General features: G+C 72.5%; 23 protein-coding genes and 1 pseudogene. 13 read left to right on the top strand and 11 right to left on the bottom strand.

Translation table 11 applies throughout. From position 1 onward, the window contains the following. Nucleotides 1-11 precede the first annotated feature (11 nt). Nucleotides 12-1,139 (bottom strand): M24 family metallopeptidase, encoded by a 1,128-nt coding sequence (locus ACGFNN_RS16275; protein WP_393556367.1) that lies wholly within the window; start codon nucleotides 1,137-1,139, stop codon nucleotides 12-14. Nucleotides 1,140-1,285: 146 nt separating this feature from the next. Between ACGFNN_RS16275 and ACGFNN_RS16270 the strand changes: the two are divergent. After that, nucleotides 1,286-1,455 (top strand): annotated as a pseudogene (locus ACGFNN_RS16270) (VOC family protein); the annotation flags it as partial. Here the strand turns inward: ACGFNN_RS16270 and ACGFNN_RS16265 are convergent. Both ACGFNN_RS16265 and ACGFNN_RS16260 read right to left on the bottom strand, forming a co-directional pair. Then, a complete protein-coding gene (locus ACGFNN_RS16265; protein WP_393556365.1) occupies nucleotides 1,452-2,099 on the bottom strand; it encodes a DUF1772 domain-containing protein in 648 nt (215 codons plus the stop codon). The pseudogene ACGFNN_RS16270 and the gene ACGFNN_RS16265 sit on opposite strands and share 4 nt — an antisense overlap. Then, a complete protein-coding gene (locus ACGFNN_RS16260; RefSeq protein WP_393556363.1) occupies nucleotides 2,096-2,935 on the bottom strand; it encodes an SDR family oxidoreductase in 840 nt (279 codons plus the stop codon). The genes ACGFNN_RS16265 and ACGFNN_RS16260 overlap by 4 nt, the downstream gene beginning before the upstream one ends. Before the next feature lie 138 nt (nucleotides 2,936-3,073). On the opposite strand from ACGFNN_RS16260, the gene ACGFNN_RS16255 reads away from it, so the two are divergent. Further along, nucleotides 3,074-4,108 carry a LysR family transcriptional regulator gene (locus tag ACGFNN_RS16255; protein ID WP_393556361.1) on the top strand — a complete coding sequence of 345 codons (1,035 nt, stop codon included), beginning with the start codon at nucleotides 3,074-3,076 and terminating at the stop codon, nucleotides 4,106-4,108. A gap of 47 nt (nucleotides 4,109-4,155) precedes the next feature. On the opposite strand, the gene ACGFNN_RS16250 is transcribed toward ACGFNN_RS16255, so the two are convergent. The 3 genes from ACGFNN_RS16250 to tdh are packed head-to-tail and all read right to left on the bottom strand — an operon-like array spanning nucleotide 4,156 to nucleotide 7,364. Next, a complete protein-coding gene (locus tag ACGFNN_RS16250) occupies nucleotides 4,156-5,067 on the bottom strand; it encodes a LysR family transcriptional regulator (protein ID WP_393556360.1) in 912 nt (303 codons plus the stop codon). A gap of 30 nt (nucleotides 5,068-5,097) precedes the next feature. Then, nucleotides 5,098-6,291 (bottom strand): glycine C-acetyltransferase, encoded by a 1,194-nt coding sequence (locus tag ACGFNN_RS16245; protein WP_393556358.1) that lies wholly within the window; start codon nucleotides 6,289-6,291, stop codon nucleotides 5,098-5,100. Nucleotides 6,292-6,335: 44 nt separating this feature from the next. Further along, on the bottom strand, nucleotides 6,336-7,364 hold the full coding sequence (tdh, locus tag ACGFNN_RS16240) for an L-threonine 3-dehydrogenase (protein ID WP_393556356.1): 1,029 nt from the start codon (nucleotides 7,362-7,364) through the stop codon (nucleotides 6,336-6,338). Nucleotides 7,365-7,972: 608 nt separating this feature from the next. Between tdh and ACGFNN_RS16235 the strand changes: the two genes are divergently transcribed. The 7 genes from ACGFNN_RS16235 (at nucleotide 7,973) to ACGFNN_RS16205 (ending at nucleotide 17,562) form a co-directional block, all read left to right on the top strand. Continuing rightward, on the top strand, nucleotides 7,973-10,393 hold the full coding sequence (locus ACGFNN_RS16235) for a GTPase-associated protein 1-related protein (RefSeq protein WP_393556354.1): 2,421 nt from the start codon (nucleotides 7,973-7,975) through the stop codon (nucleotides 10,391-10,393). 95 nt (nucleotides 10,394-10,488) lie between these two features. Continuing rightward, nucleotides 10,489-10,965 carry a hypothetical protein gene (locus tag ACGFNN_RS16230; protein ID WP_393556352.1) on the top strand — a complete coding sequence of 159 codons (477 nt, stop codon included), beginning with the start codon at nucleotides 10,489-10,491 and terminating at the stop codon, nucleotides 10,963-10,965. Between the two features lie 49 nt (nucleotides 10,966-11,014). Next, nucleotides 11,015-11,707: a GntR family transcriptional regulator gene (locus ACGFNN_RS16225; protein WP_393556351.1), complete on the top strand. Its 693-nt coding sequence runs from the start codon at nucleotides 11,015-11,017 to the stop codon at nucleotides 11,705-11,707. A 173-nt stretch (nucleotides 11,708-11,880) separates the two neighbouring features. Further along, the gene (locus ACGFNN_RS16220) at nucleotides 11,881-13,173 is read left to right on the top strand and encodes an amidohydrolase family protein (protein WP_393556349.1); all 1,293 of its coding nucleotides are present in this window, start codon (nucleotides 11,881-11,883) and stop codon (nucleotides 13,171-13,173) included. Between the two features lie 58 nt (nucleotides 13,174-13,231). Next, entirely contained in the window at nucleotides 13,232-14,593 is a 1,362-nt protein-coding gene (locus ACGFNN_RS16215) for an amidohydrolase (protein WP_393556348.1), read from the top strand. Nucleotides 14,594-14,796: 203 nt separating this feature from the next. Continuing rightward, the gene (locus ACGFNN_RS16210) at nucleotides 14,797-15,345 is read left to right on the top strand and encodes a TetR/AcrR family transcriptional regulator (protein WP_393556346.1); all 549 of its coding nucleotides are present in this window, start codon (nucleotides 14,797-14,799) and stop codon (nucleotides 15,343-15,345) included. A 39-nt stretch (nucleotides 15,346-15,384) separates the two neighbouring features. Next, the gene (locus ACGFNN_RS16205) at nucleotides 15,385-17,562 is read left to right on the top strand and encodes an MMPL family transporter (RefSeq protein ID WP_393556344.1); all 2,178 of its coding nucleotides are present in this window, start codon (nucleotides 15,385-15,387) and stop codon (nucleotides 17,560-17,562) included. An 82-nt stretch (nucleotides 17,563-17,644) separates the two neighbouring features. Here the strand turns inward: ACGFNN_RS16205 and msrB are convergent, their stop codons facing one another. The 4 genes from msrB to ACGFNN_RS16185 form a co-directional block, all read right to left on the bottom strand. Then, nucleotides 17,645-18,052 (bottom strand): peptide-methionine (R)-S-oxide reductase MsrB, encoded by a 408-nt coding sequence (msrB, locus tag ACGFNN_RS16200; protein WP_393556342.1) that lies wholly within the window; start codon nucleotides 18,050-18,052, stop codon nucleotides 17,645-17,647. A gap of 10 nt (nucleotides 18,053-18,062) precedes the next feature. Continuing rightward, nucleotides 18,063-19,457, bottom strand: coding sequence for a UDP-N-acetylmuramate--L-alanine ligase (gene murC, locus ACGFNN_RS16195; protein ID WP_362674622.1), 1,395 nt, complete (start codon nucleotides 19,455-19,457; stop codon nucleotides 18,063-18,065). 46 nt (nucleotides 19,458-19,503) lie between these two features. After that, nucleotides 19,504-19,956, bottom strand: coding sequence for an indole-3-glycerol phosphate synthase (locus ACGFNN_RS16190; protein ID WP_362556123.1), 453 nt, complete (start codon nucleotides 19,954-19,956; stop codon nucleotides 19,504-19,506). A gap of 153 nt (nucleotides 19,957-20,109) precedes the next feature. Next, the gene (locus ACGFNN_RS16185) at nucleotides 20,110-20,910 is read right to left on the bottom strand and encodes a pyrimidine reductase family protein (RefSeq protein WP_393556340.1); all 801 of its coding nucleotides are present in this window, start codon (nucleotides 20,908-20,910) and stop codon (nucleotides 20,110-20,112) included. A gap of 59 nt (nucleotides 20,911-20,969) precedes the next feature. Here ACGFNN_RS16185 and zapE point away from each other — a divergent pair, with 59 nt between their 5' ends. From zapE to ACGFNN_RS16165, 4 genes are all read left to right on the top strand, one after another. Next, a complete protein-coding gene (gene zapE, locus ACGFNN_RS16180; RefSeq protein ID WP_393556338.1) occupies nucleotides 20,970-22,064 on the top strand; it encodes a cell division protein ZapE in 1,095 nt (364 codons plus the stop codon). Between the two features lie 86 nt (nucleotides 22,065-22,150). After that, complete coding sequence (locus ACGFNN_RS16175; protein WP_393556336.1) at nucleotides 22,151-22,576, top strand: OsmC family protein; 426 nt, start codon at nucleotides 22,151-22,153, stop codon at nucleotides 22,574-22,576. 200 nt (nucleotides 22,577-22,776) lie between these two features. Then, a complete protein-coding gene (locus tag ACGFNN_RS16170) occupies nucleotides 22,777-24,153 on the top strand; it encodes an alkaline phosphatase PhoX (protein ID WP_393556334.1) in 1,377 nt (458 codons plus the stop codon). Between the two features lie 97 nt (nucleotides 24,154-24,250). Further along, nucleotides 24,251-25,156, top strand: a complete 906-nt coding sequence (locus ACGFNN_RS16165; RefSeq protein WP_393556332.1) for a polysaccharide deacetylase family protein — start codon at nucleotides 24,251-24,253, stop codon at nucleotides 25,154-25,156. A 24-nt stretch (nucleotides 25,157-25,180) separates the two neighbouring features. On the opposite strand, the gene ACGFNN_RS16160 is transcribed toward ACGFNN_RS16165, so the two are convergent. Then, nucleotides 25,181-25,372: a hypothetical protein gene (locus ACGFNN_RS16160; protein ID WP_393556330.1), complete on the bottom strand. Its 192-nt coding sequence runs from the start codon at nucleotides 25,370-25,372 to the stop codon at nucleotides 25,181-25,183. Nucleotide 25,373 lies beyond the last annotated feature (1 nt).

Below are 25,373 nucleotides of genomic sequence, written 5' to 3'. Positions count from 1 at the left end.
GAGACGATCAGTCATTCGACGACGGCCAGTTCGCGGGCGGTGTTGTTCAGCCTCCTGCCCCCGGACTCGGTGACCGTGACGATGTCCTCGATCCGGACGCCGAAGCGGCCGGGGAGATAGATGCCCGGCTCCACGGAGAAGCACATGCCGGGTGCGAGCGGCTGCTCCTCGCCCTCGATCATGTAGGGCGGCTCATGGGTGGTGACGCCGATTCCGTGGCCCGTGCGGTGGATGAAGCGTTCGCCGTAGCCGAATTCGGTGATGACCGCGCGGGCCGCCCGGTCGATGTCCTGGCAGGCCGCACCCGGCCGGACCGCGGCGCAGCCGGCCTCCTGCGCCTCCCGTACGACGTCGTGGACCCGCTGCTCCTCGGCGGTGGGTTCGCCGACGTGGACCGTGCGGGAGGTGTCGGAGCCGTAGCCGTGCATGAGGCCGCCGAAGTCCAGGACGACCATGTCGCCCCGCTCGATGGTGCGGTCGCCCGCCTCGTGGTGGGGGTTGGCTCCGTTCGGGCCCGACCCGACCACGGTGAAGTCGACCTGCGAGTGGCCGTGCGCGGTGAGGAGGGCGGCGAGGTCGGCTGCGACGTCGCTCTCCCTCCGGCCGGAGAAGCGGACCTTCAGGATCTCCTCGTACGTCGCGTCGGCCGCGGCACCGGCCGCGGCGAGCCTCTCCAGTTCGGCCGCATCCTTGACGGCGCGCAGCATCGGCAGGGCCTCGGTGAGCGAGGCGTAGGAGGTGCCGGGGAGGATCTTGTGGAGTGCCAGCAGGTGGAGCGCCCAGGCGTTGTCGCTGATCCCGAACCGGCCCTTGCCGTCGAGCAGCCCGGCGGTCAGGGCGTACGGGTCCGCCGCGTCGGTCCACTCGCACAGGGTGAGTGCGGGGGCGCCGGTCGCCCGTTCCGCGTCGGCGGCCTCCAGGGCGGGGACGACGAGGACGGGGGCGTGACCGGCCCGGAGGACGAGCAGGGTGAGCCGCTCCGTCTCCGCGGTCGGCCGGTAGCCGGTCAGATGGACCATGTCGGGCCCCGGCGCGACGAGCACGCCGGCCAGTCCTGCGGCATCGGCGGACCCGGCCGCGCGGGCCATCCGGGCGCGGTAGTCCTCGGCGGTGAACGGCACGGGCTGTGGGGCGCTCATGGGTACCTCCTGTTGCGGCTGCTCGGCACTGAGCATCCTGCCCGTCCGCGGGAACGGGGGCGAGCAGGATTCAGGGCGCGCGCGCCGGGGCCCGAGGTCGTCTCACGTACGACGCAATCTCGCGCCGGCGCGGGCCAGGGACGAGGTCCAGCGTCGGGGCGCAGACGGGCGGCCGGGTCGGCTTCTTCCGGCACACGGAGGGCTTCGCGGGTGACCACGCCCGGATACAGGCCGCCGGGGTGCACGTCTTGGAGAGCCGGGGCACGAGACGTACGGCTCGGTCGCGGTGTTCGAGGGCCTCTACGGAGACCGTTAGGACCTGCTCCAGCCCACGTGAGGCGGCATCCGGTCCCCTGCGGGCGTCCCCCCGGTTCCGCGCCCGTCGTGCGCGAGGGGGGCGGGGCCTGCCGGGAGCGGCGCGCCGGACAGGTGGGCGGTGGGCGCTGCCGCCCGGCCGGGGGCAGAACGGTCCGCGCCATGAAGGACCAGGGTCCACGCCAGGCAGGCGAAGGCAGCCGTGTGCAGCAGCGCGCGCACGATGTTCCAGGTGACCCAGGCCGACTCGAACCGTTCGCGCACGGCGGCCGGGTCCGGGAGGGAGTCCGGGTCGCCGGCCCGCTCCAACTGGTCGTTGAGCGGCACGTTGAAGGCGACGGTCACCCCGAACGCGATCAGGTAGAGCACGAGCGCGGCGACGAGCCAGGGCAACGCCGGCCGTCCGTGACCGCGCCACGCGAGGAACACCGCCAGGGCGATCAGCGGGATCGACCCCATGAACGGAAGCATGAACACCGGGTTCAGGATGGATCTGTTGATGCCTTGCATCGTCTCCACGAGCGTGTGGTCGGACGTACCCCGCAGCCCCGGCATCACGGCGTAGGCGAAGGCTGCGAAGAGCCCCGCCATCAGCCCGGACGCGATGACGGAGGCGAGCAGCGTGCCGGACTGGAGAGTTTTCACGAGGTGGCCTCCGGGGTCCAGACGCCGGTGGCCGCGGCCTCGGCGGCGTGGTCGGTGAAGTCGCGGGCCGGCCGGCCGAGGACCTGCCGGACGCCGTCGCCGAGATGTGCGTTACGGCCGTCGAGGACGTTCGTGAACAGGTAGGTCAGCAGCTCGGTGACATCGGCGGGGACGCCGTGCGCAGCCAGTTCGGCGGCGTAGGCGTCCGCGGGGACCGTGACGTAGCCGATCTCGCGGCCGGTCGCCGCGCCGATCGCCGCCGTGGCCTGCGCGAAGGTGAGCAGTCGGGGGCCGGTCAGATCGTAGGTGCGCCCCGTGTGCCCGCCCTCTGCGAGGACGGTGGCAGCGACCTCCGCGATGTCGTCGGCGTCGATGAACGGCTCCTCTACGTCCCCGACCGGCAGCGCGAGGCTTCCGTCGATGATCGGGGCGAGGAATTCTCCCTCGCTGAAGTTCTGAGCAAAGAACGAGGCACGCAGGACCGTCCACTCCGCGCCCGAGGCCGCCAATGCCTTCTCGCAGGCTTCGGCCTCCGGCTCGCCGCGCCCGGAGAGCAGCACCAGACGGTGTGCTCCGGTCCGTACCGCGAGCTCGGCGAAAGCACCGATCGCCTCGGGGGCGCCGGGGACGGCGAGGTCAGGCTGGTAGGAGACGTAGACGGCGTCCACGCCGTCCAGGGCGGGCCTCCACGTCGTGGCGTCGTTCCAGTCGAAGGGGATGCCGCCGGACCGTGAGCCGATGCGGACCTCGTGGCCGCGGCCGGTCAGCTGTCGTACGACGCGGCGTCCGGTCTTGCCGGTTCCGCCCAGGACCAGGGTGAGTGAAGGAGAGGACATGGTGTCGCCTCGGCTTTCATGGTTGGTGCTCCAGGGACCGCTTCCCTGCGGTGTTCACAGCCTCGGCCAGCTGAAGTTCGCCATCAACTGCCATTCCTGCAAGGATCGTTGACCTGTCGGTTATCGATAGGGGGAGTGGTGGAGCGACGTGAGATCGAGATCTTCCTGACGGTCGGTGAGGAACTGCACTTCGGGCGCAGCGCCGAGCGGCTGCACGTCTCGGTGGCCATGATCAGCAAGACGGTCCAGAAGCTGGAACGGTCGGTCGGCGCGGCCCTCTTCGAGCGGACCAGCCGGCGGGTGGCCTTCACCGCGATCGGGCGGCGCCTCTTCGAGGAGGTGAAGCCGGCGTACCAGGAGCTTCTGGACGCCTTCGCGCGGGCGGTGGCCTCGGGCCGGGGTGTGGACGGCGTGTTGCGGGTCGGGTTCCTGGGGACGGCCACCGCACAGTTCGTGATGCGCGCGGCAGCGCTGCTGCAGACCCGGCATCCAGGGTGCGAGGTACGACTGCACGAGAGCCGCTTCGGGGACGGGACGGCGGTGCTGCGCGACGACGTGATCGACGTCCTGCTCATCGACACCTTCGCGGTCCCGGTGTCGACGCTCGCACCCGGCCACAGCGCGGGCCCGGTGCTGTTCCGGGAGGCGCCGCTGCTCGCCGTCTCGGCTCGGCATCCGCTGGCGCGGCGGGAAGCGGTGGACGTGTCGGAGCTCGCACACTACGAGGTGCTGCGGCCGCAGGCGCCTGTGGGACCAGCGGCACGGACCTCCGCCCCGGGGCAGGCGGCCGGGGGGCCGCCCCTCGGGCAGGCGACACGAAGGGCCGCTCCCGGGGGCGCAGAGCTGTTGTTCGCTCCGGCGCCGGCACATTCGTCGCTCGCTCCCGGCGGAGCACCGGGAAGCCGGGGCGCCGCGCGGAGCACGGAGTTCGGCAGCATCCAGGAGCTGTGGGCGCTGGTCGGCGGAGGCCACGGGGTCTACCCCGTCCCTTCCCACGCGCGGGTGTACGACGCCCGCCCCGACGTCGCGTTCGTCCCGCTCAAGGGCGCCCCGGCGTACGCATGGCACCTGGTCTGGCTCTCGGCGGCGGAGAACAACCGCATCCGGGCCTTCTCCGAAGCGGCCTGCGACTACGTCGCGGCACACCCGGATCCCCTCACCGGGTCCGCGTAGGCGTTGTCAGCCTCCCGGATGGCTCCGATCGCTGAGCCCGTGCGGCGTCAGCGCTGCCGGGCCGGCCCGGCGGCCTCCGCCAGTGCCTGGAGTACGGGCTTGATCAGCGGGTGCCCCTCGGCCCCCTGTCGTACAGCGGCGAAGACCCGGCGGGCCGGGGCGCCTTCCACCGGGCGTACGACGGCCCGGTCGAGGGCTGCCCCGCGCAGTGCCGAGCGGGGCACCAGGGCCACCCCCGCTCCGGCACCGGCCAGGGCGACCACCGCGTGGAAGTCGTCGGACGAGTGCTCCAGCCGGGGCGCGAAACCGGCGTACTCGCAGGCCAGGACGACCACGTCATGGCAGGGGTTGCCCGGGTAGGGGCCGATCCAGGTGTCCTTGGCGAGGTCCGCGACGGAGACGTGCTCCTGGCCGGCGAGGTGATGGCCGGCCGGGAGCACCGCGTCGAAGGGCTCCGAGTAGAGCGGCACCCGGGTCAGCCGGCGGTCGTCCTCCCCCGGTGCGCCCCGGTACTCGACGGCGACCGCCACATCGACCTGCCGGTCCAGCACCATGGGCACGCTGGCGTCCCCCTCCGCGTCCTGGACCCGCACCCGGATCCCCGGAGCGGTGAGGGACAGCGCGGCGATGGCGGGGGCGATGACCAGGCCGATGCCGGTGGCGAACGCGGCGACCGTGACGGTCCCGGCGACACCCGCGCCGTAGTCGGCGAGCTCCGCCTCCGCGCGTTCCAGCTGGGCGAGGACGGCGTTGGCGTGGGTCAGCAGGATCTCTCCCGCCGGGGTCAGCCGGGCGCCCTTCGCCCCGCGCTCGACCAGCCGGTGACCGGTCTCCTGCTCCAGGGCGGCGAGTTGCTGGGAGACCGCGGAGGGGGTGAGGTAGAGCGCGGCGGCGGCCGCGGTCACGGTGCGGTGGTCGGCCACCGCACGGAGGATACGCAGCCGCCGTGCATCGATCATGCGCCCATTGTCCCTGGCCGGGGGCGTTCGCTACGCCTCCAGGGCCGCCCGCGCGTCGACGAAGGCGTCGACAGCGCGGTTGACGTCCTCGGTGGAGTGGGCGGCGGAGAGCTGGACCCGGATGCGTGCTGCTCCCTGGGGGACGACCGGGTACGAGAAGCCGATCACGTACACCCCGCGTTCGAGGAGCAGTTCCGACATGCGGGCAGCCTTCGCGGCGTCACCGATCATCACGGGGGCGATGGCGTGGTCGCCGGGCAGGATGTCGAAGCCCTCCTCGGTCATCCGGGTGCGGAACAGCGCGGTGTTGGCGTCGAGCCGCTCGCGCAGTTCGCCCGCGGACTCCAGCAGGTCGATGACCTTGAGGGACGCCGCGGCGATGACCGGGGCGAGGGTGTTGGAGAAGAGGTACGGGCGTGAGCGCTGGCGCAGCAGGGCGACGATCTCGGCGCGTGCGGCGACGTAGCCGCCGGAGGCTCCGCCGAGGGCCTTGCCGAGGGTGCCCGTGATGATGTCGACGCGGTCCATGACGCCGTGCAGCTCGGGGGTGCCGCGGCCGCCGGGGCCGACGAATCCGACCGCGTGCGAGTCGTCGACCATGACCATGGCGCCGTAGCGGTCGGCGAGGTCGCAGATTTCCGCGAGCGGGGCGACGTAACCGTCCATGGAGAACACGCCGTCGGTGACGACGAGGCGGCGCCGGGCTCCGGACGCCTCCTTGAGCTGCTGCTCGAGGTCGGCCATGTCGCGGTTGGCGTAGCGGTAGCGCTTGGCCTTGGAGAGGCGGATGCCGTCGATGATGGAGGCGTGGTTGAGAGCGTCGGAGATGACCGCGTCCTCCGGGCCGAGGAGGGTCTCGAAGACACCTCCGTTGGCGTCGAAGCAGGAGGAGTAGAGGATCGTGTCCTCCTGTCCGAGGAAGGAGGAGAGGCGCTGCTCCAGCTCCTTGTGGACCTCCTGGGTGCCGCAGATGAAGCGGACGGACGCCAGGCCGTACCCCCAGCGGTCGAGCGCGTCGTGGGCGGCGGCGATGACCTCGGGGTGGTCGGCGAGGCCCAGGTAGTTGTTGGCGCAGAAGTTGAGGACCTCGCCGGCGCGGCCGCCGGAGGTGACGGCGACGGTGGCGGACTGCGGGGTGCCTATGACCCGCTCGGGCTTCTGGAGCCCGGCGTCGCGGATCTCGTCGAGGGTGGCGCGCAGGTCGTCGCGTACGGAGTCGAACATGAGGGGTGTCTCCCAGCTGGATACGGGGGTGCGGACGAGAAGCTTCAGGCGGCCCAGTCGAGCAGGATCTTCCCACCGCGGCCGCTCGCGGCGTCGTCGAACGCGGCGTCGAAGTCGCGGTAGTCGTACCGGCCGGTGATCACCGGGGCGAGGTCGAGCCCGCCCTCCAGCAGTACGGACATGGCGTACCAGGTCTCGTACATCTCACGGCCGTAGATGCCCTTGATCGTGAGCATCGAGGTGACGATGCGGGACCAGTCGACGGGGAACTCGGCCGAGGGCAGCCCGAGCATCGCGATGCGGCCGCCGTGGGTCATGTTCTCGATCATGTCGCGCATGGCCTCGGGGCGTCCTGACATCTCCAGACCGATGTCGAAGCCCTCACGCAGGCCGAGGAGGCGCTGGCCGTCGGCGATGGTCGCCTCGCCGACGTTCAGCGCGAGGTTCACGCCCACCTTCCTGGCCAGTTCGAGGCGGGCCTCGCTGACGTCGGTGATGACCACGTTGCGGGCGCCGGCGTGGCGGGCGACGGCGGCGGCCATGATGCCGATCGGGCCGGCACCGGTGATCAGCACGTCCTCTCCGACGAGCGGGAAGGAAAGGGCGGTGTGGACGGCGTTGCCGAAGGGGTCGAAGATCGCGGCGATGTCGAGGTCGACCTTCTCGCGGTGCACCCAGACGTTCGAGGCGGGCAGCGCCAGGTACTCGGCGAACGCCCCGTCCCGTCCGACGCCGAGCCCGAGGGTGGACCGGCACAGGTGCCTGCGGCCGGCGAGACAGTTGCGGCACTTGCCGCAGACCAGGTGCCCCTCGCCACTGACCAGGTCGCCGATCTTGATGTCGACGACGTCGGCGCCGATCCCGGCGACCTCTCCGACGAATTCGTGGCCGAGGACGAGCGGGGTGCGCACGGCCTGCTGCGCCCAGCCGTCGTAGTCGCGGATGTGGAGGTCGGTCCCGCAGATTCCGGTACGAAGGACCTTGATCAGCACGTCCGCGGGGCCGGTCTCCGGCTCGGGCACGTCCATCAGTGCCAGTCCCGGCTCTGCCTTGTGCTTCACGAGTGCCTTCACGGCTGCGGCTCCCTGTACCCGATTGCTGGTGGACGTCCCGGTCCCCGGGCATGCCGATGAGACCGGCGGCGCGGGGGTGGCGGAAGGGGACGGCGGTCGGGGCGGGCTGGTCGCCCGCCTCCACGGTCTGCGCCGTCACCTAGAAATGTGCCGCATCACACCGCTGCGGTCCATCGAGGATTTCTTAAGCGCCGCCGTAGATCCGCTTCAGGCCTCACGGAACCCGGGACCGCACGGGTGGGCTCGCGTCGGTCCGGAGTGGCACGCGGGGTGCGCGTCGATCCCCGGTCCGGGCGCCGCGCAGAGGGGCCCGCGTCCGTCCCGCGGCCCGGGACGGCACACGAGGTCCGATCGAACCCAGGACGGCACGCGGGGTCCGCAACGGTGCGGCGGTCCGGGCGCCGCGCGAGGTTCGCCTCTGTCCGGGCGTCCGGCCCCCGGAGTGCGGCCCAACGAGGCGTCAGGGCTTGATAACGTCGCCCGCACGACTGCGGAAAGTTCCCCGCCGGGGTCGTCGCTCCGCCGGGCCGGGCCGCACCGACAGGGCGGCGAGCGGCGGCCGGTGCGCGTGACGGGGAGCCCGTGGCAGGGACGATGAGGGCCTACGCATGAGCCTCCCGCAGTTGCACTACACCTCCGTCACGTCCGGGGCCGGGGACGGGGAGCCCGTCGGCCGGTTCACCTCCGCCGACTCCGCGATACCCGGGCCGGTGCGCGCCGAGGCCGCGCCGCTCCTCGCGTACGACGCCCCGGAGGGCACGCCTGACGGGCTGCCGGATTCACAACTCCGTTCGCTGCCGGTCACGTTCAGCTTCTCGGCGCTCTCCGACGGCAGCCATCTGCTCAGCCGTACGGTGCCCGCGGGGGCGCGCGGATTCCACGCACACGGGATACATCTGCCGCCCGGTACGGTGCTGCCCGGACGGATGCTCCCGGTGTCCGCGTGGGGCGCGGCGGGGTGGCTCTCCGCCACCCCGGACCGGCTGCCGACCGACCCGCTCACCGCCCTGTCCTCGGTGCGGGGTCCCGCCCCGGCGCTCAGCCGCGAGGCGCTCGGCGACTTCGCGGTCTCCCGGGGCCCCAGGCTCGCCGCGGTCCTCGGCGATCTGCGCGTGGTGAGCGAGGACCCGTCCGCCCCGGTCGTGGTGCTCGTGGAACGGCAGAGCGCGGACGTGGCCCGATGGGTGGCGCTGGCCGCCACCGTGCTCCCCCGCGAGCACGCCGAACGTCTCACCTTCACCACCTACACCCGTCACCCGGGACGCACCGCCCACCAGGTCGTCGGAGTCCTGCCCGAGGACGCGCCAGACATCTGCGACCCCCGCTTCCGGGTGCACAGCGCCTCGGGCCCGCGCCCCTCCGGTGCGGGTGACGACGCCTGGGCGGCGACGGCCGCACAGATCTGGCGCAGCCGTGCCCCCGAGCTCTTCGCGGAGGCGGCGGAGCTTCCGGGCGAGCCCTTCGCGGCGGGTCCGCTCGCCGTCACCGCGCTGGGCGCGGGCATCGCCCTCGGGTCGGGCGGACGGGCGGCAGCGGCGGCCTGGGCGGCGGAGCGCCCATACGCACTGGACGAGAAGGGCGTACGGCGGCTGACGGACGCGCTGACCGCTCCGGCGGACGACCGTACGCCCGCCGAGTGCGCCGCGGCGCTCCGGCTGCTGACGGCGCTCGACGGCCGCTGCCCCGCAGCCGTCACCGCACCGCTCGCGGCGCTGCTGGTGACGGAGGCGGTACGCGGCGGCGATGTGACCCTGGAGCCGCCCGCCCGGTCGGCGTTCGAGGAGCCGGCCGGGGAACGGGCGCTGGCCGGGCTGGTCGAGGAGCTCGGTGACGAGCTGCTGGCCGAGCTCGGCGCCGGGGTGCCCCGGGGTGTCGAGCGGACCGTGCAGCTGCTGCGGATCGTGCGGCTGCTCGGCCTGGACTGCGCCGAGCTCCTTCCCTCCGCGGTGAACCGGCTGGCGCTGGCGCTGCTCACCGATACGGGGACGGCCGGATTCCCTTCCCTGCTGGAACTGCTGGACGAGCAGTTCGACGTGCGTACGGCCCTGCTGGGGGAGCTGGACCGGCTGGCGCCCGACCGGCCCGCGGCGGCGGAGGAGCTGCTGCTCAAGGTCGCGCTGCCGTTCACGGGGACCCAGGCACTGCCGCACCTGCGGATGTGCGCCGAGGCGCCCGGCGCGAAGGCTCGCGCGGAGGACCGGACAGGGGCGCTGCACACGGTCCTCCGGGCGGCCGGGATGTCCCCCTTCGCGGAGCCCCTGGTGCTGCGGACCGCGGTGGGACTGGTGTGGGGCGAGGACACACCGGCCGCCGGTGAGGCCCGGTCGATGCTGGCGGCGACCACGTCCGACGCTCATCGGGCGGCGGGTACCTGGAGCCACCTGGTGGCGGCCGCGCTCGCCGCGCCCCACGATGACGAGGACGCCCCCGCCCTCGCCCACGACCTGCTGCGGAGCTTCCCGCAGGAGATCGGCGCGGAGACCCGGGCGGGCCTGATGCTGCTGGACTTCGCGCGGGACGTGCGCGAGGGCACGGCGGAGGCAGGCTGGGCCGACCGTGCCCGCGAGCTGCGCGGCGGTGCCGGACCGTCGGGGGCCGCCGCCCTGGAGCACGCCTTCGGCGCCCTGGCCGAGCGGCTGCTCGCTCCCGGGCGCCCCGAGGACGAGCTGTACGCGTTCGTGCACAGCGGGGACGAGGACCTGATCGCCGCGTACGGCCGGGCCGCGCGGCGCGAGGCGGTCGGCGCCCTGCTGCGGGCCGATCCCGCGTACGTGGCGGACTGCTTCACCGTGTGGAGCGCGCACCCGCACGCGGGTGGCGACTGGAACCGGACCAGGACGGCCCTGCTGGACGAGGTGCTGCGCCCGGTGGTGCGGCACCTGTCGGCGGAGGAGCTGGCCGCGGTGGAGGAGGCGGTGGAGCGCGGGGACAGCAGCCGCACGGTCGACGCGTTCCGTACGTGGAACCGGCCGTCCCGCCCTCTGGGGCGGCTCGGCCGGCGCATCGTGGGGCGGGTGCGCAGGGGGTGACGGGTTCGCTGCGGGCTCCGTGCGGCGGGTACCGTGGGAGGTTCTGATCTCGTGTGCCTCCTGGCGGGCTGCGTGACATCCCAGGAGGAGACGGCATGACGACGAACCGCGGACGCAAGGACGTGATCCGGGACCGGATGGCCGCGACCGGCGAGTCGTACAACGTCGCCGCGCGGAACCTGAAGGCGATGAAGGACATGGGGGCGACCCGTGAGGCCCGCCTGGTGCAGCGGTGGGCCCCTGCGGAGTCCCTGGACGTCCCGTGCCCCTGCGGCGGTACGTGCGAGCCCGGCGAGACGTGCGACCGCTGCCACGCCCGGCACCGTCATGTGAAGCGTTACCCGGGCAGTCTGACGGAGGTCGAGGTCTGGGCCGACCGTTACGAGTGCACGGGCTGTCCGGCCTCGTACACGCTGACCGTGCGCCTGGCGGGCCGGCCGTGGGGTGTGGCGGAGACCGTGGTGCGGGGCGCCGGAGCCGAGGAGGTCGTCCAGGCCCGGGTGTTCCCCGGGGTGGCGCACCCGCTGCTGCGCGCGGAGGCTGCCTCGGATTCCGGGGCGGACGAGGACTGAGGTGCCCGGGTCCGTCCGGTCCGGACGGGTGACGAGTGAGGCGGCAGGAGTGGCGGAGAGAAGCAGCACCGTACCGGTGGCCGGCGACGGAGGGCCGGCGGCCCCGGCGTCGCTGAGCGCACGGGCCCGTGAGGCCGTTCTGCAGCGCATCGTCGACCGGCGTTACGCGCAGGGCGCGCGCCTGGTCGAGCGGGAGGTCGCCGAGGAGCTCAGCATGTCCCGGGTTCCCGTGCGCGAGGCTCTGCGTGCGCTGGTCACCGAGGGGCTGCTCGAACTGCTCCCCCACAGCGGCGTACGGGTGCGGCGGATCCAGCAGGCCGATGTCGAGCACCTCTACGAGGTCTGGGAGCCGCTGGCCGTCCAGGCCTCGCGTCTGGCGGCGCGCGCCGTGGCCTCGGGCGATCTCGGGGGGCTGGCCGGGCTGGAGGCCGCCCTGTCCCAGGCCGAGTCGGCGGCCGCTTCGGATGAGGGGACGCGCGAGGTCGCCGCCCACACGGCGTTCCACGAGAGCGTCGTCGCGATGACGGGCAACCCGCTGCTGACGCGCACCCTGGAGCAGCTGAGCTGGCAGTTGCGGCTGCTGTTCGGCCTGCGCGAGGAGCCCGCCCACATGCGGGCCCAGCACGCGGAGATGTACCGGCACATCTCCGCCGGGGACGTGGAGGCGGCCGCCGCCAGCACCCTGCTGCATGTGAGGGACAGCAGGGCCGTGGCCCTGCGCTCCATGTTCGGCGACAGCTGACCGGCCGACCGCCCACCCTTGTATACCAAGACGTCGGAGAGCCTCCCGGATCTCCTCAGCACCGCTCTCGTATACACACATACTCGCAGTTCGGCGACATGATCCTTGCTCGGGCGTGAACACCTGGTATACAAAACTCGGGTAGTCGTCGACCACTCCCCCAAGGAGCCCGTATGTGCGTCGAAGCCCTCCCCCCACCCTCCAGCCGGCTGACCCGCCGTGGTGTCCTCGCCGGCGCGGCCGCACTCGCGGGGACCGTGGCCGCGGCCGGGCCCGCGACGGCCGGCCCGAGGAGCGCCGACGCTCGGCCCGCCGCGTCCGGCGGCGGTTCCCCGCGCGGTGGCAGCCTCGTCATCGAGGGAGGCACGCTCCTGGACCCGGCCACCGGCGATGTCACGGAGAACTCCGTGATCGTCATCGTGGACGGGACGGTACGCGCGGCGGGAGCACGCGGCGATGTCGCCGTACCCCGGGGCGCCGAGACCCTCGACGCGCACGGCCGCTGGGTGATGCCGGGGCTGATCGACGCCCACATCCACCTGAGCACCACCGCCGAGGCGCTGGACGCGGTACGCCAGGGGGCGACCAGCGCGCGGAGCGGCTCGACCTCCTTCTACCAGGACATCGCCGTGCGCGAACTCGCCCGGCACAGCCCCGGCCTGGCGCCGAGGCTCGTCGCCGCGGGCATCTTCGTGACGCCGGACCTCGGCGAGACGGTGCTGGCGGACCCCGACCTCACCCCGCTCGCCCGCCTGAAGGACGGAGTCCGCTCGGCCGAGGCGCTGCGCCGGGTGGTCGAGGTGAACATCGCCAGGGGCGCCGACGTCGTCAAGACACGGGTCAACGAACGCGCCGGGCTGCCCGAGCAGGACCCGCTGGCACAGGTCTACTCGCGTGAGCAGCTCTCCGAGATCGTGCGGGCGGCCCGGAAGGGCGGCAAGGGCGTCCTCTGCCACAGCTACAGCGAGCGCGGCTGCGACGACGCCGTGGCGGCGGGCATCCGCTCCCTGGAGCACGGCGTGTTCGTCGGCGAGCGGACCCTGCACGAGATGCGCAGGAGGGGCACCTACTTCACACCCACCCTCACCGCGATCGCGGGCCTCGCCGAATCCTCCGACCCGGTCCTCGCGGAGCGGGGGCGCGCCTACCTGCCCGTGCTGAAGCGCGCGGTGCTCGCCGCGCACGAGACGGGCGTCCCGCTCGCCGCCGGAACCGATTCGTCCGGGGGCACGGTGCGTCCGATCGGCCGGGAGGTGGAGCTGATGAGGGCCGCCGGTCTGCCGGCGCTGGACGCGATCCGCACCGCCACGACGGGTGCGGCGAGGCTTCTCGGGCTGGAGCGCACGGTCGGCCGCCTGGCCCGCGGGTTCAGCGGTGACGCGATCGTCCTCGACGGCGATCCGCTCGCCGATGTCTCGGTGCTGCGGCGCCCCGTCCGGGTCGTCCGCGCCGGCCTCGCCGCCTGACGGCACACCACCCTTCCCCCTCGTCCCGACCGTCCCCGAACGCGAAGCAGGAGTGACCATGCAACCGTCATCCCCCGGCACCTTCTCCCGTCGCCGGATGCTCGCCGGTGCCGCCGCGCTGGCCGGCACCACCGCCACGGCGAGTGCCGTCGCCGGCACACCGGCCGCGGCGGCCCCGGCCGTTGCCGCGGCACCGGGCGCCGGCCGCCCGGGCAACGGGACCGCGGTCTTCCGGAACGTGGTCCTCCCCGGCGCCTCGGGCCCCACGGACCTGGTGGTGGTGGACGGACGCGTCTCGCACCGCCCGGCACCCCGCGGCGCGCAGGTCGTCGACGGCGGCGGACGCCTCGCACTGCCCTCCCTCGTGGACGCGCACATCCACCCCGACAAGACCACCTGGGGCGGGTCCTGGGTCTCCCGCAAGCCCGCGAGCGGCATAGCCGACTACGTCGCGCAGGACGTCGAGCTGTTCAACGGCCAGCGGCGTTCCGTCGGGGAGCGGGCGTACGGCCTGATGGCCAACGCCGTCGCCCGGGGCACCCGGGGCATGCGGGCGCACGCCGACGTGGCACCGGCGTACGACCTGGCGGGAGTGGAAGGGCTCGCCGAGGCCCGCAGGCGGCTGCGCCACGCCCTGGACGTACAGATCGTGGCGTTCCCGCAGCACGGGGTGGTGAGGACCCCGGGCACCGCCGAACTGCTGGAGGAGGCGGCGCGCGACGGCTCCGTGGACATGATCGGCGGGATCGACCCCGGCGGCTTCGACCAGGCCCCGCAGGAGCAGCTCGACCTCGTCTTCGGTATCGCGGATCGCCACGGCGTCGGCGTGGACATCCACCTCCACGACCGGGGCGCGAAGGGGCTCGACGCGCTGCGCGGCATCATCGACCGGACCCGCGCCCTGTCCCTGGGCGGCAAGGTCACCGTCAGCCACGTCTTCTGCCTGACCGGTCTGACCGACGCCGAACTCGGCCCGCTCGCCGCCGACCTGGGCGATCTGGACATCGCGCTCACGACGGTGGCACCGTCCGACACCCTGGTACTGCCCATCGCCCGGCTGCGTGAGCACGGGGTGCGGGTCGGGCTCGGCTCCGACGGCGTTCGTGACTCGTGGAGCCCGTTCGGCAACGCCGACATGCTGCACCGCGCCCATCTGCTCGGGTGGGTCACCGACGTACGGCTCGACGACGAACTCTCGGAGTGCTACCGCGTCGCCGCCCACGGAGGCGCGGACGTGATGGGCCTCCCCCACGCGGACCTCACACCCGGCGCACCGGCCGACTTCGTCCTCGTGCGCGGCGAATGCGTGCCCCAGGTCGTGGTGGACACGCCTCGGCGGGACCTCGTCGTGCACGGTGGTGTGGTCGTCGCACGCGACGGGGAGTACATCGAGCGCGGCGGACGGCCGACGGGCGACTGAGGCCTTACGAACCCGGGCCCGCGTGTCCCGGTGCCACACCACCCCGCTTCCTGTACGACTTCGCACGGCCCTCCGGCAGTTGACGCCGGAGGGCCGTGCCGCGTCCACGCGGGGGACGGTCTCCGCGCCGGGAGGGTGCGGGCCGTCGGAGAAATCCTGACCGATCGGTCAGGGCTGACCGATCGGTCAGCTACGGTGGGCCCATGCCACGTCCGCCGTCCACGATGCGGCGTCAGATCCTCGACGCCGCACTGCGCCTCTTCGCCGAGCACGGCTTCAGGGGCACCTCACTGCACGACATCGCGGTGGAGGCTCACTGCTCCAAGGCCTCGCTGCTCTACCACTTCACCGGCAAGGACTCGATCCTCGCCGAACTGCTGACCCCACCCGCCGAGAGCCTCTCCGTCATGCAGGAGGAGCTGGCGGCGCTGACGGGGGATCAGGCCGTCGAGTCGGCCGTGAAGGTCTACGTCGCTCTGGCGATGCGCTTCCACCTGGAGGTGAAGATCATCTTCGCCGAGCTGCCCGACATGCTGGAGCACCCCGTACTCGCCGTCATCCCGCACGCGGTCGACGGACTCGCGGACGCGCTCGCCGGCCGTTCGGACGAACCCGGTGCGCGGGTGAGGGCCCAGATGGTGATCGGCGGCGTGGCCGTCGCGGTCGCCTCCGGCGTCGACGCCGAACCCGACGCGATGCGCGCCGAACTGATCCGAGGGGCGTTGGGAACCCTCGGCCACCCCACCAGCTGACAGAAGTCGTCCCGTACGAAGAGAAAGACGCCTCCTCGCATGGCCATCCTGCTGTACCGGCTCGGCCGGCTCTCCTTCCGTCGCCGGGGGCGGGTCCTCGCCCTCTGGCTCCTGCTGCTCGCCCTGCTCGGAGGGGGCGCGGCGGCTTTCAGTGGCCCCACCACCAGCAAGTTCTCCATCCCCGGGACCGAGTCGCAGAAGGCGCTGGACTCCCTGGCCCGTGAGTTCCCGCAGGCGGGCGGGGCGACGGGGACCATAGTCGTGGCCGCGCCCGAGGGCGGAAGGCTCACACCCGCGGCCGTGGCTCCGGTGACCGAGGAGGCGAAGGATGTTCCCGGCGTCCTCGCGGCCGTCGACCCGTTCGTGTCCAAGGCCGTGTCCCGGGACGGCCGCTACGCCCTGATCCAGGTGCAGTTCACCTCGGGTGTCGACGGGATCACCGACGCGCAGCGTGAGGCGTTCACCGAGGCCGGCGCTTCGGTGAAGGGACTGCGCGTCGAACACGGCGGCGAGATCATGCGCGGCGTGCCCGAGGTCGGTTCGACCGAGGTCATCGGCGTCGGGGTGGCCGCGATCGTGCTCGTCCTCACCTTCGGCTCCCTGGTCGCCGCCGGAATGACCCTGCTGAACGCGCTGGTCGGTGTCGGGGCTGGCATGGCCGGGCTGTTCGCCCTCAGCTCCACCGTCGAACTGACCAGCACCGCTCCGATCCTCGCGCTGATGCTGGGCCTGGCCGTCGGGATCGATTACGCCCTGTTCATCACCTCCCGTTACCGCCACTACCTGCTGGAAGGGCTGGACGGCGAGGAGGCGGCGGGCCGGGCCGCCGGGACCGCCGGTTCGGCCGTCGTGTTCGCCGGCGCGACCGTGGTCATCGCGCTGGCGGGGCTGGCCGTGGCGGGGGTCCCCTTCCTCACCGTCATGGGCCTCGCGGCCGCGGCGACCGTGGCCCTCACGGTGCTGGTATCCCTCACCCTGCTCCCGGCGGTCCTCGGCTTCGCCGGGAACCGCGTACTGCCCCGAAAGCTGCGGACGCGTGACGGGTCGGAGGCCACCGCCACCGATGACCCGGCCGGCAAGGGCCTCGGTTTCGGCTGGGGCCGGATCGTGGCGCGCCTGCGGATTCCCGTCCTCGTGCTGGGGGTGGCCGGTCTCGGCGCCCTCGCCCTGCCGGTCCAGGACATGCGACTGGCGCTGCCCGACGCGAGCACCGAGGCGGTGGGCTCACCCAACCGCGAGGCGTACGACCTGACGACCGAGGGATTCGGCGAGGGCTTCAACGGCCGGCTGATCGCCGTGGTGTCCGCCGGCACCCCCGAGGCCACGGACAAGGCGGCGAAGGAGACCGCCGCGCTGATCACCGGCACCGACGGGGTGCTGGCCGTGGCGGCCCCCCAGGTGAACGAGAAGGGCACGACGGCGCTGCTGGCCGTGATCCCGAAGACGGGCCCCACGTCCGCCGCGACGGAGGACACGGTCAACGAGATCCGTGACCGGGTGGAGCGGGTCGACGGGGCGTCCGTAGCGTTGACAGGCGCCACGGCGGTCGGCATCGACGTCTCGGAGAAGCTCGCCGCGGCACTGCCGGTCTACCTGCTGCTGGTGGTCGGCCTCTCGGTACTGCTGCTGATGCTGGTCTTCCGCTCGGTCCTGGTGCCGCTCAAGGCGGCTCTGGGCTTCCTGCTGACCATCGGCGCCACCTTCGGCATCACCGTGGCCATCTTCCAGGAGGGACATCTGGCCGGGCTGGTCGGCCTGGACACCCCGGGGCCCCTGGTCAGCTTCCTGCCCATCCTGCTGATCGGCATCCTCTTCGGGCTGGCCATGGACTACGAGGTCTTCCTCGTCTCCCGGATGCGGGAGGACTTCGTCCACGGCGCGGACGCCCGTGAGTCCGTCATCAGCGGGGTCGGCCACAACGGCCGCGTGGTCACCGCCGCCGCAGTGATCATGACCGCCGTGTTCGGCGGCTTCGTCTTCATGCACGACCCGATCATCAAGTCCATCGGCTTCGCCCTCGCGGTCGGCGTGCTTGTCGACGCCTTCGTCGTCCGCATGACGCTGGTACCGGCTCTGATGCACCTCCTGGGACGGGCCGCCTGGTGGCTGCCCCGCCCGGTGGACCGTGTCCTGCCGGACCTCGACATCGAGGGCGAGCGCCTGCGGCGGGAGATCCCGGTGCAGCGCCAGGAGCCCGCGGAGCTCGTGAAGAGCTGACCGTACCCGCCACGGACGACGGCCGCCCGCCAGGAGCAGGTGCTCCTGGCGGGCGGCCGTCGTCACAGCGCCGCTCCGGGGCTCAGCTCTCGTCCGGCGCCAGGGTCAGCGAGATCGAGTTGATGCAGTAACGCTGGTCGGTGGGCGTCGGATAGCCCTCGCCCTCGAACACGTGGCCGAGGTGCGAACCGCAGCGGGCACAGCGCACCTCGGTGCGGACCATGCCGTGGCTGTTGTCCTGGATGAGCTCGACCGCGTCGGTGTCCTTCGGGTCGTAGAAGGACGGCCAGCCGCAGTGGGACGAGAATTTGGTGTCGGAGCGGAACAGCTCCGCACCGCAGGCGCGGCAGGAGTAGACGCCGGCCGTGGTGGTGTCCGTGTATTCGCCCACGAACGCGGGCTCGGTGCCGGCCTGGCGCAGCACCGCGTACTCGGCGGGGGTCAGCTCCGCCCGCCACTGCTCGTCAGGCTTCTCGACGTCGTACGGCACGGTGGCTCCCTCAGCTCGACAGGTGGTCCAGGATCAGCGGGCCGAGGTCGGTGACGTCGCCCGCTCCCATGGTGAGAACCAGATCGCCCGGCTTCGCCATTCCCGCGACGGCGGCGGGCACCGCCGCCTTGTCGTGGACGGCCGTGACCTCGGCGCCGGCGGCCTTCGCGGCGTCGATGATCAGCTCGCTGGTGACACCGGGCACCGGGTCCTCGCGGGCCGGGTAGATGTCCAGGACCAGTGAGGCGTCGGCCAGGGCGAGGGCCTGGCCCATCTCCGTGCCGAGCTCCTGGGTGCGGGAGAAGAGGTGGGGCTGGAAGACCACCAGGAGGCGTGAACCCGTCGCCGCGCCCCGCATGGCCTCCAGGTCGGCGGTCATCTCGGTGGGGTGGTGCGCGTACGAGTCGATGACCTGGACGCCGGCCGCCTCGCCCTTGAGCTGGAGGCGGCGCTTCACACCGGTGTACTTGCCGATGGCGGAGGCCAGGTTGTGCGCGGGAATGCCGAGGGCGATGCCCGCGGCCAGCGCCGCCACCGCGTTGTGCGCGTAGTGCCGGCCGGGCACCGAGACGGTGAACGTGAGGTACTTGCCGCCGAGGACGACCGTGACCTCGCTGGTCAGACCCCGCGGGGTGACCTTGTGGACGCGGACGTCGGCGCCCTCGGACTCGCCGTAGGTGACGACGGTGAGGGAGGAGCGCTCGCGGACGCGTCGCGTCAGCTCCGCCGCGCCGGGCTGGTCGGCGGCGACGACCAGGGTGCCGCCGGGGACCACCTTGCCGACGAAGGTCTCGAAGGACTCGTAGATCTCGTCCATCGACGCGTAGTTCGCGTGGTGGTCCAGCTCCACGTTGAGGACGATCGCGACCTCGGGGGCGTACTTCTGGAAGCTGCGGTCGCTCTCGTCCGCCTCGGCGACGAAGATGTCGCCGCCGCCGTGCGTGGCGTTGGTGCCGGGCCCCTCCAGGTCGCCGCCGATGGCGTACGAGGGGTCGAGGGCCAGCTCGGAGAGGGCGACAGCGAGCATCGACGTGGTGGTGGTCTTGCCGTGCGTACCGGCGACCGCGATGGCGCGCAGGCCGTCCATCAGCGAGGCGAGCGCGTCGGAGCGGTGCACCACCGGGATGCCGAGCTCGGCGGCGCGGACCAGCTCCGGGTTGTCGGCGCGGATGGCGCTGGAGACGACGACGGAGGTGGCGTCGTCGGCCAGGTGTCCGGCGGCGTGACCGATGTGGACGGTGACGCCCAGCGCGCGCAGCGCGTCGGCGGTGGCGGACTCCTTGGCGTCGCTGCCGGCCACCTTCGCGCCGCGCTGCGCGAGGATCTTCGCGATGCCCGACATTCCGGCGCCGCCGATGCCGATGAAGTGCGGCCGTTCCAGGGCGGCAGGAATACCGGGTGCCATACGTGTCTCTCCCGAGGTGTGACGTGGTTCTGGGTCCGCCCCCAGCCTATTCGCTGTGCGCGAAGAGCTTGAGCACCGGTACGCCGACCTTGTGGCGGGCTCTGGACGCCCAGTCGCGGTGGAAGAACTCCTCGACGTAGTGCGGGGCCGTCAGGACGATGACCTCGTCGGCCCCGGAGTCGTCGACCACGGTCTTCAGTTTGTCCAGGGGGTGGTCCTCGACCACCTGTCCGACGGCCTCGGATCCCGCCTCGCGCAGCTCCCGCAGCGAGTACTCCAGCGCCATTTCCGCCGGTTCCCTCGCCTCCTTGCCCTCGGGCCTGTCACCCTCCCGGACGGCTTCCCGGAGCTCGCCGATCGCCACGTCGTCGATCGCGCGCAGCAGTACGTCCGCCTGGTCGCTGCGGGGCTGCATCAGTACGACGAACGAGGTCTTCTCATCGCCGTGGAGGGTGGTGACAAACTCCACGTCCTCCGGGGTGAGGGGCTTCTCGATCATCAAAACGCTGGTGAACACGACAGACGCCCTTCCGCTTCATCTGGCCGGCCGCGGGGGACGGCCGCCACTGCTGAAACCATCCTTCCCCGCAATTGCACGGGGTAGCACGAGTAAGTCTGCCCACCCGAAGCCAAGCGGAACGGTAAATTCCGCTCAGTGTCGGATCTTCCCGTACCGGGTGAAGAGGAACCCCTCCTCCTCGAGCAGGGAGACCAGGGAGAAACGTTCCGGCACGGGGACGGACGGGCCTCCGGCGATGCGCTGCGCGTCCCCCGCCGTGAGCATCGGGGACAGCGTCAGGCAGAGCTCGTCGAGCACTCCGGCGGCGACGAACTGGCCGAGCAGACGAGGGCCGCCCTCGGTGAGGAGCCTTCGAAGGCCGCGCTCAGCCAGCACCGCGACGGCGCGGACCGGGTCGACGGCGGCACCTTCCCCGGCGAAGAGCACCTCCACCCCGGCGTCCCGGGCCGCCCGGACCCGGTCCGAGGGCGCCGCCTCGCCGGTGATCAGCAGGGTCGGGACCAGCGGAGAGGCGAAGAGCGGAAGTGAGAAGTCGAGGTCGAGGCTCGCGCTGACCACCGCGATCACCGGGGCGGGTCCCTGGCCGGCCGCCTCGCGCCGGGCGGCGAAGGCCTCGCGGGCGCGCGCAGGCCGGTACCCCTCGAGGCGGACCGTCTCGGCACCGACCACGACCGCGTCGGCCAGGCCCCGGAGGGTGCCGAAGATCCGCATGTCGGCGGGGGTCGAGATGCCCTGCGAGCGGCCTTCGTGGTGGGCGGCACCGTCCAGGGTGGACACCATGTTGGCGCGGAGCCAGGGGCCGCCGTCCCCCACCGGGCGGACGTCCGGATAGGCGTAGGCGTCGGCCAGTTCGTCGAGCGTCCACTCGCGGTCGGCGCCGCCGGGGGACGCGGTGGTGGGTGTCGGGTCCGTCACAGGGAGCAGGCGTCGCATGGTCCGCAGTCTGGCACGCCGCCGAGGGGCGTCCGGGAGAGGCCTTAAGGTGGACAGTTGTGTCGTCCTCCACCACCGCGCAGGGGCAGAGCCCCATAGCCGAAGAGTCCCCGCAGTCCCTGTGCGCCCTCGAGCCGCGCGTCCCCGCCGACCGGCTGGTCGCGGAGATGGTGCCGCCGCCGCGCTTCGACTCGGTACGTTTCGATACGTACGTACCCGACCCGAACCAGCCGAGCCAGCGCGAGGCCGTCGAAGTGCTCAGCTCCTTCGCGGCGGGGCTCGGTGGCGCGCACGCCACGGGTACCGGGCGGCGCAAGTGGTTCGGGAAGAAGCAGCCGGCGGCTCCTTCCGCGCCGCGCGGCGTCTATCTCGACGGCGGGTACGGCGTCGGCAAGACGCACCTGCTCGCCTCCCTCTGGCACGCCACACCGGCCGACAGCTCCCTCAAGGCCTTCGGTACGTTCGTCGAACTGACCAACCTCGTCGGCGCCCTGGGATTCCAGCAGACCGTGAAGACCCTGAGCGGGCACCGGCTGCTCTGCATCGACGAGTTCGAGCTCGACGACCCCGGTGACACGGTGCTGGTGTCCTCGCTCCTCAGCCGGCTCGTGGAGGCGGGGGTGGCGCTGGCGGCGACGTCGAACACCCTCCCGGGCAAGCTCGGTGAGGGACGGTTCGCCGCTGCGGACTTCCTCCGTGAGATCCAGGGCCTCTCCTCGCACTTCCGGCCCCTGCGGATCGACGGTGAGGACTACCGCCACCGCGGGCTCCCCGAGGCCCCGCCCCCGTACTCCGACGAGCAGGTCACCAAGGCCGCGTACGCGACCCCCGGGGCGTCCCTCGACGACTTCCCGGCGCTGCTGGACCACCTCGCCCGGGTGCACCCGAGCCGCTACGGCGCACTCACCGAGGGGATCGCGGCGGTGTGCCTGACCGGCGTCGCCCCGGTGCCCGACCAGTCGACCGCGCTCCGGCTCGTGGTGCTCGCGGACCGGCTGTACGACCGTGAGATCCCGGTGCTCGCCTCCGGGCTCCCCTTCGACCGGTTGTTCAGCGACGAGATGCTGAACGGCGGGTACCGCAAGAAGTACTTCCGGGCGATCTCGAGGCTGACGGCACTGGCGCGTGACGCGAAGGGTCTTGCGGCGCAGTAGGTTCAGGTGTGCGGGACACGGGTGGGCCTCCGGGCGCCGCCCCGGCTCCCGCACTTACCGCGCATACCGTTCGAAGGGATCCACACATGGCTACCACGCGTCAGGCGCACACGGTCTGGGAAGGCAACCTGATCGAGGGCAACGGCGTCGTCACGCTCGACTCCTCCGGGATCGGGGAGTACCCCGTCTCCTGGCCGTCGCGCGCGGAGAAGGCGAACGGCAAGACCAGCCCCGAGGAGCTCATCGCCGCCGCGCACTCCAGCTGCTTCTCGATGGCCCTGTCCAACGGTCTGGCCACGGCCGGGACCCCGCCGACCCGGCTGAACACGCAGGCCGAGGTGACCTTCCAGCCGGGGACGGGCATCACCGGCATCCACCTCACGGTGGAGGGCGAGGTTCCCGGCCTCGACGAGGCCGGCTTCGTGAAGGCGGCCGAGGACGCCAAGGCGAACTGCCCGGTCAGCCAGGCGCTCACCGGCACCACCATCACGCTCACCGCGTCCCTGGCCTGAGCACCCCTCACCTGTCCCCCGGAAGGCAGCGCCTTCCGGGGGACAGGTGTGTGCGCCCGCCGGGCCGTCTTCACCAGGGCGTACGGAGACCGGATGCACCGATCGAATTTCATGCGCATGACAGAGTTCAGGACGGCGCTCCCCGGGGCAGGCCTGATCGAACAAGTAGCGCCACCTGTCCGCCAACAGGGAGTTGCCTCATGTCATCCGCACAGCGCCACCTCGCCACCCGCCGCCAGGTCCTGGCCACGAGCGCGGCGGCCGCCGCCTCGGTGACCTTCACCGGGGCGTTCACCGAACTCTTCGCCGGAACCGCCTCGGCCCGGGGCCACAGCGGTTACGGGCCGCTCGTCCCGGACCCGGACGGCCTGCTCGACCTGCCGAAAGGATTCCGCTACCGGGTGCTGTCCCGTGAGGGCGACGAGCTCCGCTCCGGCGAGGGACAGGTCCCGAGCAACCACGACGGCATGGCCGCCTTCGCCGGCCGGCGCGGCCGGGTCCACCTCGTACGCAACCACGAGAACCGCGCCACCGGCAGGATCGGGGTCCCCGCGGTCGAGGGCCTCACCTACGACCCGATGGGCAAGGGCGGCTGTACGGCCCTCGAACTGGACGGCCGCGGCAACGTCCTGGGCGAGCGGGTCGCCATCGCGGGTACGGCCGTCAACTGCGCGGGCGGCCCGACCCCTTGGAACACCTGGCTGACCTGCGAGGAGACCGAGGACAAGGCAGGCACCAACGGCTACACCAAGGACCACGGCTTCATCTTCGAGGTGGACGGCGCCGATCCCCGCCGCACCGGGGCCGTCCCGCTCACCGCGATGGGCCGGTTCCAGCACGAGGCGATCGCAGTCGATCCGCGGAGCGGCGTCGTGTACGAGACGGAGGACGCCTTCGAGAAGCCGTTCGGACTCTTCTACCGCTTCCTGCCCGAGAAGCCGCTCGGCGGGGTGGGCTCCCTGCGGGCGGGCGGCACGCTCGAGGCCATGCGGGTCCCCGGGGTGCCCGACCTGTCGGCGGTCCAGGAGACCGGCGCGAGTTTCGACCGGGTGGAATGGGTGCCAGTGCCGGATCCGCAGGCGGCCGGGACGCCGATCCGGCTGCAGGACTTCGGCCCCAAGGGCATCACTCACGCCCAGAAGCTGGAGGGCTGCTACTGGGGCGGCTCGTCGGTGTACTTCGTCTCCAGCTTCGCGCACAGCGCGGAGGGGTCGGCCGCCGACCACTTCGGCCAGGTGTGGCGGTACGAGCCGGGCCGGCGCCGGCTCACCCTGGTGATCGTCTTCGGCCCCGGCACCGACGTCCAGCTGCCCGGCGAGTCCCCCGACAACATCTGCCTGGCCGCCGGCGGCGGGCTCATGGTCTGCGAGGACGGCGGCGGCGCCCAGCACGTGCTCGGAGTGACCCGGCGGGGTGAGGTCTACGCGATGGCTCGGGGGCGGCAGAACATCGGCACCCCCGAGGAGCCGGAGTGGGGCGAGTTCGCCGGCGTCACCTTCTCGCCCGACGGAGGGACGATGTTCGTGAACTGCTACACGCCGGGGACGACCTTCGCGGTGACGGGCCCCTGGCGATGAGCGGAGCTCGGGCAGGCGGGTGATCCGCCGACCCGGAGACCGGCCGCCCCGGAGTGCCGCGAGCGTCATCCGACGAACCGGCGGCTAGCGTCCTTCGATGATCAAATCTGTTCGTACGATGATCGTGCTGACTGTGTTGAGTGGGGCACTGGCAGGCTGCGGCAGCTCCGGGACGCCCCACTCCGGGACAGCCGCGCTCCCCGCACCCTCGGGGTCCGCGACGGATACGGCAGCCCCCTCACAGGCCCCCGGGACCGAGCCACCCGCTCCGGCCCGGGGGCCGAAGGGGCTGACCCCGGTCTTCGAACGAAGAGCGGACTCCGCTCCGGGCGCGGGCCCACAGGGCTCCCGCGACGCCGGGGGCAGCGCCGGCAAGGTCGTGGCACTCACCTTCGACGCCGACATGACCGCCGACCAGGGCCCTCGGGCCGCCGAGGGCGAGCGCTTCGACAATCCGGCGCTTATCGCCACGCTCCGGCGGATAAAGGTCCCCTCCACGGTCTTCATGACCGGGCGATGGGCACAGGAGTACCCGGCCCAGGCCCGCTCGATCGGCAACGACCCCCTCTTCGAGATCGCCAACCACTCCTTCAGCCACTACGCCTTCTCCACCCCGTGCTACGGGCTCCCGACGGTGGCCGAGGCCGACATGCGCAGCGATGTGGAGCGGGCGTTCACCGCGATCCGGGGCACCGGGGCGCGCAACGTCGTGCCGTACTTCCGCTTCCCCGGCGGCTGCTACGACGACGTGGCGCTCAAGGCACTCGCCCCGACCGGGGTGACCGCGGTCCAGTGGGACGTGGTCAGCGGGGACGCCTTCGCCACGGACGCGGACGCGGTGGCCGAGCAGGTGCTGGACGGGGTCAGGCCGGGTTCGCTGGTGGTCATGCACTGCACCCGCAGCGCGGCACCCGTCACGGAGGAGGCGCTGCGCCGGATCGTCCCCGAGCTGCGCGAGCGCGGCTACCGCTTCGTCAAGGTGTCCGAGCTGATGCGCGGCTGAGAACCTCGCGACGGTTCCGGGCGGTCAGCCGGAACAGGCGCTGCGGCCGGCCTCCTGCCAGGCGCAGACCGGGCAGAGGGTGCTGCCCTTGGTCGACTCCGGGTACTCGGTCGGCTCGCGGCACAGCACGCACTCGGCGTACGGAGGACCGGCGTCCGCGGGTACGGGAGCGGGTGCGGGCGCCTCGCAGTACGTGTCGTCCACGCGTTCGTCCATG

The organism is Streptomyces sp. NPDC048590, from assembly GCF_043199535.1.
Lineage (GTDB): Bacteria > Actinomycetota > Actinomycetes > Streptomycetales > Streptomycetaceae > Streptomyces.
Note: the sequence above shows the minus strand (reverse complement) of the source record. Positions and strands in the feature narration are given on the sequence as shown.

Coding starts and splice junctions, on each gene's coding strand:
- ACGFNN_RS16275 (WP_393556367.1), bottom strand. CDS start 1,139: ATGAGCGCCCCACAGCCCGTGCCGTTCACCGCCGAGGACTACCGCGCC.
- ACGFNN_RS16260 (WP_393556363.1), bottom strand. CDS start 2,935: ATGTCCTCTCCTTCACTCACCCTGGTCCTGGGCGGAACCGGCAAGACC.
- ACGFNN_RS16250 (WP_393556360.1), bottom strand. CDS start 5,067: ATGATCGATGCACGGCGGCTGCGTATCCTCCGTGCGGTGGCCGACCAC.
- ACGFNN_RS16245 (WP_393556358.1), bottom strand. CDS start 6,291: ATGTTCGACTCCGTACGCGACGACCTGCGCGCCACCCTCGACGAGATC.
- ACGFNN_RS16235 (WP_393556354.1), top strand. CDS start 7,973: ATGAGCCTCCCGCAGTTGCACTACACCTCCGTCACGTCCGGGGCCGGG.
- ACGFNN_RS16230 (WP_393556352.1), top strand. CDS start 10,489: ATGACGACGAACCGCGGACGCAAGGACGTGATCCGGGACCGGATGGCC.
- ACGFNN_RS16220 (WP_393556349.1), top strand. CDS start 11,881: ATGTGCGTCGAAGCCCTCCCCCCACCCTCCAGCCGGCTGACCCGCCGT.
- ACGFNN_RS16215 (WP_393556348.1), top strand. CDS start 13,232: ATGCAACCGTCATCCCCCGGCACCTTCTCCCGTCGCCGGATGCTCGCC.
- ACGFNN_RS16210 (WP_393556346.1), top strand. CDS start 14,797: ATGCCACGTCCGCCGTCCACGATGCGGCGTCAGATCCTCGACGCCGCA.
- ACGFNN_RS16205 (WP_393556344.1), top strand. CDS start 15,385: ATGGCCATCCTGCTGTACCGGCTCGGCCGGCTCTCCTTCCGTCGCCGG.
- murC (WP_362674622.1), bottom strand. CDS start 19,457: ATGGCACCCGGTATTCCTGCCGCCCTGGAACGGCCGCACTTCATCGGC.
- ACGFNN_RS16190 (WP_362556123.1), bottom strand. CDS start 19,956: ATGATCGAGAAGCCCCTCACCCCGGAGGACGTGGAGTTTGTCACCACC.
- ACGFNN_RS16185 (WP_393556340.1), bottom strand. CDS start 20,910: ATGCGACGCCTGCTCCCTGTGACGGACCCGACACCCACCACCGCGTCC.
- ACGFNN_RS16175 (WP_393556336.1), top strand. CDS start 22,151: ATGGCTACCACGCGTCAGGCGCACACGGTCTGGGAAGGCAACCTGATC.
- ACGFNN_RS16170 (WP_393556334.1), top strand. CDS start 22,777: ATGTCATCCGCACAGCGCCACCTCGCCACCCGCCGCCAGGTCCTGGCC.
- ACGFNN_RS16165 (WP_393556332.1), top strand. CDS start 24,251: ATGATCAAATCTGTTCGTACGATGATCGTGCTGACTGTGTTGAGTGGG.
- ACGFNN_RS16160 (WP_393556330.1), bottom strand. CDS start 25,372: ATGGACGAACGCGTGGACGACACGTACTGCGAGGCGCCCGCACCCGCT.